The organism is Symbiobacterium ostreiconchae (assembly GCF_055396975.1).
Genome location: NZ_AP042454.1, coordinates 159,183 through 172,435, shown reverse-complemented (window position 1 = coordinate 172,435; position 13,253 = coordinate 159,183). Strand labels below are relative to the sequence as shown.

At 70.3% G+C, this 13,253-nt stretch carries 10 protein-coding genes; 3 read left to right on the top strand and 7 right to left on the bottom strand.

The genetic code is table 11. The annotated features are described in order from the left end of the window. The first annotated feature begins 51 nt into the window (after positions 1–51). Positions 52–1,017 carry an NAD(P)/FAD-dependent oxidoreductase gene (locus ACZ5UM_RS00790; RefSeq protein ID WP_464846243.1) on the top strand — a complete coding sequence of 322 codons (966 nt, stop codon included), beginning with the start codon at positions 52–54 and terminating at the stop codon, positions 1,015–1,017. Between the two features lie 214 nt (positions 1,018–1,231). Here ACZ5UM_RS00790 and ACZ5UM_RS00785 read toward each other — a convergent pair whose 3' ends face one another. From ACZ5UM_RS00785 to ACZ5UM_RS00775, 3 genes are all read right to left on the bottom strand, one after another. Continuing rightward, positions 1,232–1,501 (bottom strand): hypothetical protein, encoded by a 270-nt coding sequence (locus ACZ5UM_RS00785; RefSeq protein ID WP_464846241.1) that lies wholly within the window; start codon positions 1,499–1,501, stop codon positions 1,232–1,234. Between the two features lie 76 nt (positions 1,502–1,577). Continuing rightward, a complete protein-coding gene (locus ACZ5UM_RS00780) occupies positions 1,578–1,712 on the bottom strand; it encodes a hypothetical protein (RefSeq protein ID WP_464846238.1) in 135 nt (44 codons plus the stop codon). 317 nt (positions 1,713–2,029) lie between these two features. After that, the gene (locus ACZ5UM_RS00775) at positions 2,030–2,977 is read right to left on the bottom strand and encodes a COX15/CtaA family protein (RefSeq protein WP_464846237.1); all 948 of its coding nucleotides are present in this window, start codon (positions 2,975–2,977) and stop codon (positions 2,030–2,032) included. Between the two features lie 110 nt (positions 2,978–3,087). On the opposite strand from ACZ5UM_RS00775, the gene ACZ5UM_RS00770 reads away from it, so the two are divergent. Next, complete coding sequence (locus ACZ5UM_RS00770; RefSeq protein ID WP_464846235.1) at positions 3,088–3,657, top strand: GNAT family N-acetyltransferase; 570 nt, start codon at positions 3,088–3,090, stop codon at positions 3,655–3,657. Positions 3,658–3,744: 87 nt separating this feature from the next. After that, complete coding sequence (locus ACZ5UM_RS00765; RefSeq protein ID WP_464846232.1) at positions 3,745–6,588, top strand: heavy metal translocating P-type ATPase; 2,844 nt, start codon at positions 3,745–3,747, stop codon at positions 6,586–6,588. 67 nt (positions 6,589–6,655) lie between these two features. Here the strand turns inward: ACZ5UM_RS00765 and ACZ5UM_RS00760 are convergent, their stop codons facing one another. The 4 genes from ACZ5UM_RS00760 to ACZ5UM_RS00745 all read right to left on the bottom strand — a co-directional run bounded on the left by ACZ5UM_RS00760 (position 6,656) and on the right by ACZ5UM_RS00745 (position 13,243). Beyond that, entirely contained in the window at positions 6,656–8,122 is a 1,467-nt protein-coding gene (locus tag ACZ5UM_RS00760) for a hypothetical protein (protein WP_464846229.1), read from the bottom strand. After that, positions 8,112–8,723, bottom strand: a complete 612-nt coding sequence (locus tag ACZ5UM_RS00755) for an RNA polymerase sigma factor (protein ID WP_464846226.1) — start codon at positions 8,721–8,723, stop codon at positions 8,112–8,114. The genes ACZ5UM_RS00760 and ACZ5UM_RS00755 overlap by 11 nt, the downstream gene beginning before the upstream one ends. A gap of 152 nt (positions 8,724–8,875) precedes the next feature. Beyond that, positions 8,876–11,533: a cation-translocating P-type ATPase gene (locus ACZ5UM_RS00750; RefSeq protein WP_464846223.1), complete on the bottom strand. Its 2,658-nt coding sequence runs from the start codon at positions 11,531–11,533 to the stop codon at positions 8,876–8,878. Positions 11,534–11,704: 171 nt separating this feature from the next. Next, positions 11,705–13,243 (bottom strand): DUF4153 domain-containing protein, encoded by a 1,539-nt coding sequence (locus ACZ5UM_RS00745; RefSeq protein WP_464846221.1) that lies wholly within the window; start codon positions 13,241–13,243, stop codon positions 11,705–11,707. Between the last annotated feature and the right edge of the window lie 10 nt (positions 13,244–13,253).

Here is a 13,253-nt window from a genome sequence, read left to right as displayed (position 1 = left end):
GGTCCGGCGGCATCCGTGTGCAGACCCTGCAAGGAAAGGGGAATGGGCGATATGGCAGCGACTCTGAGCCACACGCCGGCCGAGCAGCTGTACGACCTCGTGATCATCGGGGGCGGGCCGGGCGGCGCGACGGCGGCGCTCTACGCGGCGCGCGCCGATCTGAAGACGATCGTGATCGACAAGAGCCTGGGCGCAGGCGCGCTGGGCATGACGCAGAAGGTGGACAACTACCCGGGGATGCCGAACGCGACGGGGCCCGAAATCGTCAGGACGATCCGCAGGCAGGCGGAGTCCTTCGGTGCCGAGTTCGTGCAGGAGCAGGTGATCGGCGTCAGCCTCGACGGCGAGGTGAAGGAGGTCTACACCGGCAGCGGCACGTTCCGGGGCCGCGCGGTGATCCTGGCCACCGGCTCGATGGGCCGCGCCAGCTTCGTGCCCGGCGAGGAGCGGCTGGTCGGTCGGGGCGTGAGCTACTGCGCCACCTGCGACGCCGCCTTCTTCCGGGGCCGGCCGGTGGCCGTCGTCGGCAGCGGGGAGGAGGCCGTGGAGGAGGCGCTCTACCTGAGCAACTTCGCCGGGAAGGTCATCCTGGTCCACGCGGGCCGGCAGCCCAAGGCGTCGCCGCACCTGCTGGAGGACCTGGAGCAGAATCCGAAGATCGAGCGGGTCCCGGGCCGGCTCCTGGAGGTGCTGGGCGAGCAGAAAGTGGAGGGCATCCGGATCGCAGGGCCGGAGGGTGAGCAGGTGATCGAAGTGCCCGGCGTGTTCATCTTTATGCAGGGCAACAGGCCGGTGACCGACTACCTGATGGGCACCGTGCCCACCAACCCGGACGGCACCGTCATCGTGGACCGGGAGACCTTCGAGACCCGGGTGCCGATGGTCTTCGCGATCGGCGACCTGCTGGGCGGCGAGGTCAAGCAGGCTGTGGTCGCCGCTGCCCACGGCGCCCTGGCGGCGGTGAATGCGGAGAAGCGGCTCCGGGGCCGCAGGCAGGCCCGCAGCGACTGGAAGTAAGCTGACTTCGGCAAGTCGCCCCGGTGATCGTCCTGGCGGAGGGGGGCATCGTCACTGCGGCGCTTCCAGCGCGGCTCCCCTGGTCGCACGGGAGGCCGCCGGGTGAAGGTTGGGTTGCCGTGAAGAATTGGGCATCGAAAATGAAGCCATCGAGGCTGGGAAGGACCGCTTCTTAGCTCCTCGATGGCTTCTCTGCCCTCAGCGGTCGTGCGAGTCATCGTAGTCGTGCTCCGCAAGACCATGTCGGTTGAGCCGGCGTCTGCGGTTCACTACAACCCCGGGCGCCATGACTGTCAAGGCGCTCCCGCGGCACGGGCAGGACCGCTTCCATATCATGCGGGGGACAGTAGCTCACCGGATCCCGCAGCAGGGCGGAGCCGAGCACCTCATAGCCGTACTGCAGCTCGCGCCGGCGGATCTCCACCGCGGTCGGGCGGAACAGGACGGTGCTCAGCAGGCCCAGGATGATCACCACGTCCATCATCATGACATCCTCCTTCCGGGTCGCTCCGCTTGCGGATGCTCGCGGCGCGCCGCCCGACCCTGGGGCAGGGCCGGAGTTACCGGACGCGGCCCGGGAGGGCAGAGCCGAGGAACTCGCAGCCGTGCTGCAGTTCACGCCGCCGGATCTCCAGGGAAGTCGGGGCGAACAGGACGATGCTCAGCAGGCCCAGGACCACCAGGACTTCCATCATAATGGCTTCCTCCTTCCGGGTCGCTCCGATTGCTTACGGTTCGAGCATACCCGGGAAGAAAGGCGGCGAAATCGGCTTCGGGGGCATTCTTCCGCCGGTCTTTGGGGAATGAACCCGGTCGCACCGAAGGGAGAGGGAAGGGTCGGCCGCTGGGGGCAGGCGCATCGTACCTGCGGACGACGGCGCGCGGTTCCCCCCGTGGCGGACGGTTCGGGGAAGAGAAAAGGCGTCCGGAAGCCATGAACTCCGGACGCCGTCTTATTGGCAGAGTGCGGCTCACGGTGATCCGCCGTCAGCCCTCCCGGGCTCGGTGTCAGCTACACAGAGGAGGCGTCGGCCAGGGCTGCGGCCCTCCGCTCCGCCGGCAGCGTGACGTAGCAGAGGTAGCTGAGCACGCCCCAGAACCCTGCGATCAGGCTGGTGTGCAGAAGCTGGGTCAACAGGTTGAGGTAGCCCAGGGGAAAGAGCGCGCCGCTGGCCACCTGAGCCAGCATCAGAGCCAGGGCCCACGCCGCGCCGCGGCGCAGGTCGGCCCGGTCGGCCGCCCGGCGGGCGGTCCACCAGAGCCGCAGCACCAGGACCACGGCCAGGGCGGCGCCGAGCCGGTGGGCGAAGTTGGCGCCCACGGGGCCGTAGAGCGTCGGGATCAGCTCCCCGTTGCAGAGCGGCCAGCCCGTGCAGGCCAGGGAGGCCCCGAGGTGGCGCACGTAGGCCCCCAGGTACATGACGAGGTAGGTGTAGACGGCCAGGCCCCACACCTGGGTGCGGATCCCCTGGGCGGCAGGCGTTTCGGCGCCGCCTCCGCCGGCGGAGGCAGCGGGCAGGCGGGCCGTGCCGTCCAGCCGCGCGAGCTCGACGGTGGCCAGCAGGGCGAAGGTGAAGCAGAGCAGGGAGAAGCCGAAGTGGAGGGCCATCACCAGGTCGGGCTGGGGCCACAGGACCGCCGCCGCACCCAGCGCTCCCTGCAGCACGACGAAAAAGAAGGTTCCGAAAGCGAGCCGCTTCAGGCGGCCCGCGGCGGGCAGGGCCCGCAGAATCCAGACCAGCACCACCACCGAGAGCAGCCCGGCCAGGGCGGAGACGACCCGGTGGCCGAACTCGACGATGGCGGCGTAGTCCCAGTCGGGCATGAAGGTGCCCTTGCACAGGGGCCAGGAGGCCCCGCAGCCGTCCCCGGAGTCGCTGGAGGTCACCCACGCGCCCCAGAGCACCGCCAGGAGCATCACCACCGTGTTGGTCAGCGAGACCGCACGCAGCGCCTTCATGCCGCAATTCCCCCATGCAAGATGATTCTTACAAATGTTTCGTCAGAGGGGTGCCCTTTCCCCTTCCGGTTCGCCCGATTCGCGACGCGCACGAGAGGAGGAGGCAGACTGTGCAGCACGCGATCAGCTTCCGCCGCCTGACGGAGGACGATCTGGACCTTATGCACCGCTGGCTCAACACGCCCCACGTGATGCGCTGGTACAGCCCCGGCGGGCGCACGCGGGAGCAGGTGGAGCAGGAGTACCTGCCCTACATCCGCGGCGAGAAGCCCACGCAGCCCTACGTCATCCTGCACGGGGATACCCCCATCGGGTACATCCAGACCTACCGGGTCAACGACTGGCCGGACTACGCCCGCCACATCGGTGTCGACGACGATACCGCCGGCGTGGACCTGTTCATCGGCGAGCCGGAGCTGATCGGCCGGGGGCTGGGGCCGGCGGTCATCCGCGCCTTCATGCGGCAGGTGGTCTTCGGCTCCTTCGGCGCCCGTGCCTGCGTGATCGGCCCCGAGGTGGCCAACACGGCGGCCATCCGTGCGTACGAAAAGGCGGGCTTCCGCTTCTGGAAGCGCGCGGCCGTTCCGGGGGAGCCTACGCCTGAGCACCTGATGCGCATGACGCCCGACGACCTGTGCGATCCGCCCCTTGACGCCGTTCACTCAGGTGCACTACGATAAGAGCAGGAACCCATACCCCGTAGGGGTACTCACCCAGAGGGGGCCCGAGGGGATCCGATACAGCGAACTCGTCTGGAGGACATGACCATGAACGAGATTATGAACCTCGCCGAAGGGGTGGAGAGCCGCACCGGCGTCAAGCTGGAGTTCGGCGTGACGGGCATGACCTGCGCCGCCTGTTCCACCCGCGTCCAGCGGCGGCTGGGGAAGGCGGAGGGCGTGCAGGAGGCCAGTGTCAACCTGACCACGGAGAAGGCCACCGTCTACTACGACCCGGCCGTCATCACCCCCGACAAGCTCTTTGACCTGGTGACGGACCTGGGCTACGGGGTCGTGAAGGACAAGTTCACCTTTGATGTCTCGGGCATGACCTGTGCGGCGTGCTCCACCAAGATTGAGCGGAAGCTGGCCAGGATGCCCGGTGTGCTGAGCGCCAGCGTCAACCTGAGCACCGAGAAGGCGACCGTCGAGGCCGTCGGCGTGCGGGCCGAGGACCTGATCCGGGTGATCCGGGACCTGGGCTACGGCGCCAGGCTGGCCGCCGACGCGGCGGACGCCGACCGGGAGCGGCGGCAGAAGGAGATGCGCCGGCAGATCGCGCTGCTCGCCTTCTCCGCGGCGCTGACCCTGCCGCTGTTCATCGCCAACATGATCCTGATGCCGCTGCGGATCGACCACCCGGTGCTGATGAACCGGTGGTTCCAGTTCACACTGGCGACGATCATCCAGGTGGTGGTCGGCTGGCGCTTCTACCGCGGGGCCTGGCTGAACCTGCGCCACGGCTCGGCCAACATGGACGTGCTGGTGGCCATGGGCACGACGGCCGCGTACCTGTATTCCGTCGCCCTCTCCTTCTTCCTGGGCGGCGAGAACTACTACGAGGCCAGCGCGACCATCCTGACCCTGATCCTGCTGGGCAAGACCTTCGAGGCCATCGCCAAGGGCCGGACCTCCGAGGCGATCCGCAAGCTGCTGTCGCTCCAGGCCAAGACCGCCCGGGTGGTGCGGGACGGCGTGGAGCGGGACGTGCCTGTCGAGGACGTGGTGGTGGGCGACGTCATCGTCGTCCGGCCCGGTGAGAAGATCCCGGTGGACGGGGTGGTCCTCTCCGGCGAATCGGCCGTCGACGAGTCGATGCTGACCGGCGAGCCCATCCCGGTGGACAAGAAGCCGGGCGATACCGTCACCGGGGCGACCCTCAACAAGAACGGCGCCATCACCATGCGGGCGACCCGGGTAGGCAGGGACACCGCCCTGGCCCAGATCGTCCGGATGGTGGAGGAGGCCCAGGGCTCCAAGGCCCCGATCCAGAAGCTGGCGGACCAGATCTCGGGCATCTTCGTTCCCGTCGTGGTCGGCATCGCGGCCGTCACCCTGGTGGCCTGGGGGCTGATCGCCGACGACTGGAACGCGGCCCTGCACGCGGCCATCTCCGTGCTGGTCATCGCCTGCCCCTGCGCGCTGGGGCTGGCCACCCCGACCGCGGTGATGGTGGGCACCGGCAAGGGGGCGGAGGTGGGCATCCTCTTCAAGGGCGGCGAGCACCTGGAGCGGGCCCACAAGGTGGACGTGGTGGTGCTGGACAAGACCGGCACCATCACCTGGGGCCGGCCCGAACTGACTGATGTCATCCCCGTGGGCACCCTGACCGAGGCGGAGCTGCTGGCCCTGGTGGCCGCGGCCGAGTCCCGGTCGGAGCACCCGCTGGGCCAGGCCATCGTGTCGGGCGCGAAGGAACGGGACGTCGTCCTGCCGGAGGTCGAGTCCTTCAGCGCCATCCCCGGCGCCGGCCTGGAGGCCCGGGTGGCCGGACACCAGGTCCTGGTCGGCACCCGCCGGCTGATGGCCGAGCGGGGCATCGACACGGCCCGGGCGGAGGCGCAGATGGCGGAACTGGAGGCGGCGGGCAAGACCGCGATGCTCGCGGCGGTGGACGGCGCCCTGGCCGGGATCATCGCCGTGGCCGACACGGTCAAGCCCACGTCGGCGGAGGCCATCGCCGAGCTGCACGCGCTGGGGCTGGAGGTCGTGATGATCACCGGCGACAACCGGCGCACGGCCGAGGCCATCGGCCGGCAGGTGGGCGTGGACCGGGTCCTGGCGGAGGTGCTGCCGGGCGACAAGGCGCAGCACGTGGAGCAGCTGAAGGAGGGCGGCCGGAAGGTCGTCGCGATGGTGGGCGACGGCATCAACGACGCGCCGGCGCTGGCCACGGCGGACCTGGGCATCGCCATCGGCACCGGCACTGACGTCGCGATCGAGACGGGCTCGGTCACCCTGATGAACGGCGACCTGAAGGGCATCGCCCAGGCCCTGCGGCTGAGCCGGCAGACGATGCGGACCATCAAGGAGAACCTGTTCTGGGCGTTCATCTACAACGTGATCGGCATCCCCATGGCGGCCTTCGGGCTCCTGAACCCGATGATCGCCGGCGGGGCCATGGCCTTCTCGTCGGTCTCGGTGGTCTCCAACTCGCTGCTCCTGAAGCGCTACGATCCCCGCAGCCGGGGCGGCATTCGCGGCGACGCGCTGGTCAAGACCGTCGCCGCCGGGGTCATGGCCTTCGCGATCTGGCTGGCCTTCTTCTACACCCAGCCCTTCAACACCGTGCGCTACGACCTCACCATCCGGGACCTGGAGCTGCCGGTGGAGATCACGGTGCGGGCGGGGCAGCAGGTGCGGATCTCCCTCACCAACGAGAACCCGGACGTGATCCACAACTTCATCATCCCGGAGGTTCCCCACCGGTTCCTGAAGATGGTGCGATTCGATCCGCAGCTGCACATGCACGCGGGCGGCGCCGACGTGGAGGTGTGGGTGTCGCCAGGCCGCACGGCGGTCGTGGAGTTCACGCCGACCGTGCCGGGGCGGTACGCGATCGGCGACCCGGGCAAGTACGGGGTGAGGGGCTGGCTCGTGGTGGAGGAGTGATGCGCGGGTGCGAGGAAGGGTTCAGCAGAGAGGCAGGGTGCCGCCAGTTGGGCGGCACCCTGCCTCTCTACTCCGTATCAGGCCGGTCGCTGGGCACCGGCAGCTCCACCTGCCATTCGCCGTGCATGCGGTACTCCGGGTCGGCGAAGACGATCACCAGGTTCCGCCGCGGCGCGCTGCGGAAGTCGACCTCCATGCTCGTGAACTGGCCGTTTTCCCCATGGGCGCTCCAGGCGCGCGGTCCACCGAACATGCGGTGGCCGATCCCCACTTTCTGAAGGAGGACACCGCCCTCCTCCGGCCCGAGGTCCAGCGTGAAGCCGAACGTGTCGGCATCGATCCGGGTCACCGTCTCGACGGTGAAGCGGTGGCTGCCGATCTGCAGTTCCTCGTTCAGCCGGAGCGGCTTTCCTTCGGCGAGTTGCTCCAGGGGTACGGTGAGTCGGGCTTCGGCGGTGTAGTCCTCCAGTATCAGGTAGGGCACCGTGAGCGTCAGCCGTCGGGCGTCCGGCGCCAGCGGCCCCTGGAAGACGGCGCGCCTCCAGGGCCCCGAGCGGTCGGCCTCATCGATCATGAGGGGATAGGTGTGCCCCTGGTCGTCGATGAGGACGGGCTCCACGAAGCCGTGCGGCTCGATCCAGTCACGGTAGTCGATGACCCGGGTGCCGTCAGGCAGTCGGGTGTCAAGGGAGACGACGATGCGATCATCCACCGCCGTCCAGTACGGCACGCCGACCTGCACACCGAGCCGCTCCTCCGACCAGTTTCCGGGGTGTGCCCCGGCCAGCCCGGCCTCTTCCGCGTTGACCAGGGTGACGGGAATCTCCACCGGTTCGGCGACCCCGGAGAGGTAAGGCAACACCAGGGTGACCTCGCTGGTTCCGGGCGGCAGCGGACCGAAGTTGTACTGGCCGACCATGTCCCGCGTGCCCCCGGCCAGGGAACCGCCCCACCTCCGGATCACGGTTCCATCCGGAAGACGTAGTTCAGGAAACGCACTCTCGCGGGCAGACGCGAACTCGACCTTGTCGAGGGGCTCATCTGCGGGCCAGTCCACGCGGTACCGCACCTGCGTCCCGTCGAGGTTGCTGATGGCACCGGTTACGGTCACCCGCACGCCGTCCTGCTCCACCGACACGGGCTCGGGCAGGATCCACGTCTCGCCGTCGGTCTCGGTCAACCCGATGCCCGGCACGAGGCGCACCAGCCGCTGGATGGCGGCCAGGGCCCCTTCGGGGTTGCTCAGCACCACCGTTCCGCCCACCAGCAGGAGAGCCGCGGCGGCAGCGGCCAGCCAGCGGCGGGGCCGACGGTCGGGCCGGCGGCTGGGCAGTGCAGGGGTCGCCGCAGCCGGGGCAGCGGCCGCAGCGGCCGGCGCAAGCCCTGCCTTCTCACGCGCCCGGCTGCGGATGCGCTCGAGCGTGTCAGCCGGGAGCGGCGGGGCGTCCGCCACCAGGAGGGCGAGGTCGTCGGCCTTCAGTCCGGTCTCCGTCAGAAACGCCTGCTCATCCGGCGTAAAGTGCTTATCGGTCATGCGTGTGCACCTCGCTTTCGTCGCTCAGCAGCCGCCTGAGGTTCTGCCTGGCCCGCCAGAGGCGGGTGTCCAGGGCGCCGCGGCTGAGGCCCAGATCCCGGGCCATTTCGGCCACGGATTCTTCGAAGAAATACCGACGGATCAACAGTTCCCGCTCCGCCGGCGGCAGGCGGCGCAGGGCGGCGTGCACGGCGGCCTGCTCCTCATGGGCCACCACCGCCGCATCGACGGGAGGGGCGGTCTCTTCCGGCTCTGCCGCTTCCGGCACGGCGCTGAGGGGGATGACCTTCGCCCGGCCCATGTCGTCCAGGGTGCGGCGGCGAAGCGCCCGGCGCCGGTCCAGCGCGGCGTACTTGGTGAGCATCAGCACCCAGTTGGCGAGGGTGGACCGCTGCGGGTCGAACTCGGCGGCCCGCTCCCAGGCGGCGGCCAGGGCGTCGCTCACCACCTCCTCCGCGTCCTGCGCACTGCCGAGCCCGCACAGGGCCATCTCGGCCAGCCGGTAGAGCCTGTGAGCGAGCGCGCCCGCCAGCGCATCGAGCCCGGCCGGGTCCCGGGCCAGGAGCTGCCTGTGTATCGTCTGCTCATCCCACTCCGGCATGGGCGCCCTCCTTCGGATGGCCTCACGGCCCAAGATGGCCGTGTGGCGTTCTTCACCTGGTACTACGTCGTCAGGTTGGCATTTCTCACGGGATTCTCCTGCGCAGACGACAGGAAACCCCGGGCCCTGCAGGGGCCCGGGGTTCACCCGCCCTACTTCTTCCGGCGGGCGAAGACCCACTTGACCGGTTCCATCAAGGTCGTGGGGATCAGCGACAGGATGAGCACCGTGAGCCACCCGTGCAGGCCGATGGGCGTCACCTTGAAGAAGGGCTGCAGGAAGGGGATGCTCATGACCGCGACCATCAGCAGCAAGCCCACGCCGGTGGCGAGCCAGGCCACCCGGTTGCGGAAGAACCCGATGCGCCACGGGGCCCGGGTCAGGCTGCGGCAGCTGTGCGCCCACCAGAGCTCGCCGATGGCCAGGGTCGCGAAGGCGTAGGTGGAGCCGGTCGCCACCGGGTTGCCCCCGGCCCCGGCCCGCATCCCCAGGAACAGCGCGGCCAGTACGGTGACACCCAGGAACACGGCCTGGATGGCCATCAGGGTGAGGAGCCGGGAGGTCAGCACCGGCTCCCGGGGGTCCCGCGGCTTCTGCCGCATGATCCCGGGTTCGGCGGGCTCCACGCCCAGGGCGATGGCCGGCAGCGAGTCGGTGACCAGGTTGACCCACAGCAGGTGGATCGGCTGCAGCGGCACGGGCCAGCCGGCCAGCATGGCCACGGTCATGATCAGCAGCTCGGCGACGTTGGCCGAGAGCAGGAAGAAGGTCGCCTTCTGGATGTTCGCGTAGATCGTGCGGCCCTCTTCCACGGCCGCCACGATGGTGGCGAAGTTGTCGTCCATCAGGACCATGTCGGCCGCGCCCCGGGCCACGCCGGTGCCCACCACGCCCATCGCGACGCCGATGTCGGCCCGCTTCAGGGCGGGCGCGTCGTTGACGCCGTCGCCGGTCATCGCCACCACGTGGCCCTGCCGCCGGAGCGCCTCGACGATGCGCAGCTTGTGATCCGGCGAGACCCGGGCGTATACCGGCACCGTGCGCACGGCCTTCTCCAGGGCGGCGTCGTCCATCTCCTCCAGATCGGGGCCGCTCAGCACCCGGTCGTCCGCACCGGCGATGTGGACCTGCCGGGCGATGGCCAGCGCCGTGGTCGCGTGATCGCCGGTGATCATCATGGTGCGGATGCCCGCCTCGTGGGCCTTCCGCACGGCCGCCGCACTCTCGGGCCTCGGCGGGTCCGTCATGCCGATCAGGCCGATCAGCTCCAGGTTCTCCTCCAGCGCCGCGGGGTCCTCCGGCAGTTCCGTCCGGGGGGCCGTGAAGGCCACCGCCAGGACGCGGATGCCCTGCTCGGCCATCTCCCGGTTGGCTTCCTCCACCGCCCGGCGGCGCCCGGGGGTCATGGGCTCGGTGCCCTGGGCCGTGCGGATGCGCGTGCAGCGGGCGAGCACCACGTCGGGCCCGCCCTTCACGATGCCGGTGTAGCCCTCGTCCGGATCGCCCAGCGCGTGGAAGGTGGTCATGCGCTTGCGGGTCGAGGAGAAGGGCACCTCGGCGACCCGCGGATGCCGCGCCTCCAGGTCGCGCTTGTCCAGCCCGGCCTTCGCCGCGCCCAGGACCAGGGCGGTCTCCGTCGGGTCGCCGACGGACCGGTACTCGCCGTCCTCCTCCGAGAGGCTCGCGTCGGTGCAGAGGGCGCCGGCGGCCAGGAGCAGGCCGGCCCGGCTTTCCAGCGGGTGGGGCTGATCGGGCGCCACCCACTCCTCCGGCAGCCAGAGCCGGGTGACGGTCATCTTGTTCTGCGTGAGGGTGCCGGTCTTGTCGGAGCAGATGAACGTGGCGGAGCCCAGGGTCTCCACGGCGGACAGCCGGCGGATCACCGCGTTGCGCCGGGCCATGCGCTGCATCCCCAGCGCGAGCACGATGGTGGTGACCGCCGGCAGCCCCTCGGGAATCGTCGCCACCGCCAGCGAGACGGCGACCATCAGCACCTCCAGCCAGGGCATGCCCCGCCACAGGCCCACGGCGCCGAGCAGGATGACCAGCACCAGCATGGCCCCGCCGAGCACCCGGGCGAAGTGGGAGAGCCGCTTCTGCAGCGGCGTCGCCTCCTGGGGCTCTTCCTGCAGCCTGTCGGCGATGCGGCCCACCTCGGTGCGCATGCCCGTGCCGACGACCACCCCCTCGCCGTGGCCGTAGGTGACGGCCGTGGACATGAACGCCATGTTCACCCGGTCGGCCAGCGGGGCGCCGGCTTCCAGGGTCTTGTCCGCGTCCTTCTCCACCGGCACGGACTCGCCGGTCAGCAGCGACTCGTCGATCTGCAGCATGGCGGACCGGAGCAGGCGCAGGTCGGCGGGCACGGGATCGCCGGCCTCCAGCACCACGATGTCGCCCGGCACCAGCTCGCGGGTGTCGATCTCGATCACCCGGCCGTCCCGCCTCACCTTGCAGTGGGGTGCGCTGAGCTCCTTCAGGGCCTGCAGGGCCTGGTCGGCCTTGAACTCCTGGACCAGCCCGAGCACGGCGTTCAGGATGACGATGGCGAGGATCGCTCCGCCGTCCAGGAACTCCCTGAGGACCAGCGCCAGGAGCGCGGCCGCCAGCAGGATGAGCACCAGGGGGTCCCGGAACTGATCGATGAATGCCGCCAGCATGCTGCGCCGCTTCTCTTCGGCCAGCCGGTTCGGGCCGTGCCGGGCCAGCCGCTGCGCGGCCTCCGCGGCCGTGAGCCCCGGCCCGGGGTCGACCTGCAGCCGCTCGGTGACTTCAGCGGGCGTCAGCGTGTGCCAGTCCGTTCGTTCCATCGTTCTGCCTCCTCGGTTCCGGGGAACTGCGGGAAAGATGCCCGGGGCATCAGGGGGTGGGAGCTGCCCCCATCTCTAAATGAAGAGTCGCTTTCCTGCGTCTCAGGTTCGGTGCGGACGGGTTCACGCGCAGCGAAAGGGGGCGCCGGCACGCGCCCCCCTTAGTCTCTCCTATTCCGTTCGCAGGCTTGAAGCCACTTGCGCCGCGCGGGCGCGCCCCCAGTTCCACGCCCGCCAGTCGGCGCTCGGCGGCCGATGGATGCGCTCCTCGAGCCGCGCCTCCAGCTCGGCGCGCGCCGGGTCCGGCAGGCGATCCAAAGCTTCCACCAGCACCGGCAGCGCATCGGGTCCCAGCGAGGCTGCGTACCCGGCGTCGAACCGGCCCGTCTCCACCGCCCGGGCGACGTTGATGCGGGCGATGAGCGCATCGGGGTTCACGGCGTGCAGGAGCAGCAGCACGGCGAGGCCGCCCGCCAGCGCCCCGGCGGCGAAGCGCTCCCGGGCGCCCCGCATGACCGTGGCCAGGAACCAGACGAAGAGGAAGGCCATCCAGACCATGAAGGCCGTGGCGTAGAGCCTGAGTTCGGTCAGGCCGTACTCCAGCACGTAGAGCCACATCCGCTGCACGGCCGACGCCATGACGCTGAAGAGCAGCGCGATCAGCGGCGTGCCGAGCCGGCGGAAAAGCCGGTGCGCGGCCCGGTCCTCCTCCGGCAGGGCCCAGTGCAGGGCCAGCAGGACGGGCAGCACCAGGGCGGTGACCTGGACCAGTTCGAAGAACCCGCTGCGGGCATACTCCGCGTAGGTGAGACCGGCGGTGGCCATGACGAGGTCGGCGCCGCCGAACAGGTACCGGATCTGGACCAGCACGAAGGCGAGGAAGAGCAGGTTGAGCAGGCCGAGCACGACGCCGGTCTCAACCGGGCCCAGTGCGAAGCTGCCCCTCTCCCCGACCCCGCTGGCGTCCAGCCGGGGCAGCCCGCCGGGTTGCCGGATCAGCCCGGTGCGCAGGAAGCCGGCGGCGAGGAACCCGAAGAAGAGCGTGCCGAAGAGATGGAGCAGCCAGCTGCCGGGCCTCCAGACGAAGGCGCGGTCCAGCAGGGCGGCAAACACGGCGTCCGCCGCGGCCAGCAGGCTGCCGAAGAGCAGCAGCAGGGGGACGGCGATCACGAGGCCGCGCAGAGCCGCAGCGGCGTGCCGGGACCCGGGGCCGCGGGAAAGCCCTTTCCAGTCCACATCGCTGAACAGCAGCCAGAAGGGGCCCGCGGCGTGGTGCGCGGCCGACAGCACGAGGCCCAGGGGGTAGGTGAGGATGCCGGCCCGGCTCAGCCCTCCGTCCCGCAGCGTGAGGGCGGCCAGCCCCAGGCTGAGGCCGATGGCGAGCAGGTTGAGGAACTGGAGCACCGGCGAGGCGCGCCAGGCCAGGCAGGCGGCGAACACCACCGCAGCGGCCAGCAGCCAGCGCCCCTCGCCCTGCAGGGACCCGTGCCGCCCCCTTTCCACCTGCAGGGCCGGTGCGGACTCGGCCGCGGGCGTTTCGGCCTCCGGCACCCACCGGGCGAGCACGACCGTCGCCGCGGCCAGCGCCGCCACCCAGAGGAAGCCGCCCATGCCCAGGTCCGGGGCATGCAGGATGAGCTGATCGCCCAGAACGCCGATCAGCAGGGCCGCGCACAGCGCCCAGAGGGCCAGTCGGGAGGGTGCACGCATGGAAGCACAC

Bases quoted from the DNA above. Each gene is read 5' to 3' on its own strand.
- ACZ5UM_RS00750 (WP_464846223.1), bottom strand. From the start codon at position 11,533: ATGGAACGAACGGACTGGCACACGCTGACGCCCGCTGAAGTCACCGAG.
- ACZ5UM_RS00760 (WP_464846229.1), bottom strand. From the start codon at position 8,122: ATGACCGATAAGCACTTTACGCCGGATGAGCAGGCGTTTCTGACGGAG.
- ACZ5UM_RS00765 (WP_464846232.1), top strand. From the start codon at position 3,745: ATGAACGAGATTATGAACCTCGCCGAAGGGGTGGAGAGCCGCACCGGC.
- ACZ5UM_RS00780 (WP_464846238.1), bottom strand. From the start codon at position 1,712: ATGATGGAAGTCCTGGTGGTCCTGGGCCTGCTGAGCATCGTCCTGTTC.
- ACZ5UM_RS00790 (WP_464846243.1), top strand. From the start codon at position 52: ATGGCAGCGACTCTGAGCCACACGCCGGCCGAGCAGCTGTACGACCTC.
- ACZ5UM_RS00775 (WP_464846237.1), bottom strand. From the start codon at position 2,977: ATGAAGGCGCTGCGTGCGGTCTCGCTGACCAACACGGTGGTGATGCTC.
- ACZ5UM_RS00755 (WP_464846226.1), bottom strand. From the start codon at position 8,723: ATGCCGGAGTGGGATGAGCAGACGATACACAGGCAGCTCCTGGCCCGG.
- ACZ5UM_RS00785 (WP_464846241.1), bottom strand. From the start codon at position 1,501: ATGATGGACGTGGTGATCATCCTGGGCCTGCTGAGCACCGTCCTGTTC.
- ACZ5UM_RS00745 (WP_464846221.1), bottom strand. From the start codon at position 13,243: ATGCGTGCACCCTCCCGACTGGCCCTCTGGGCGCTGTGCGCGGCCCTG.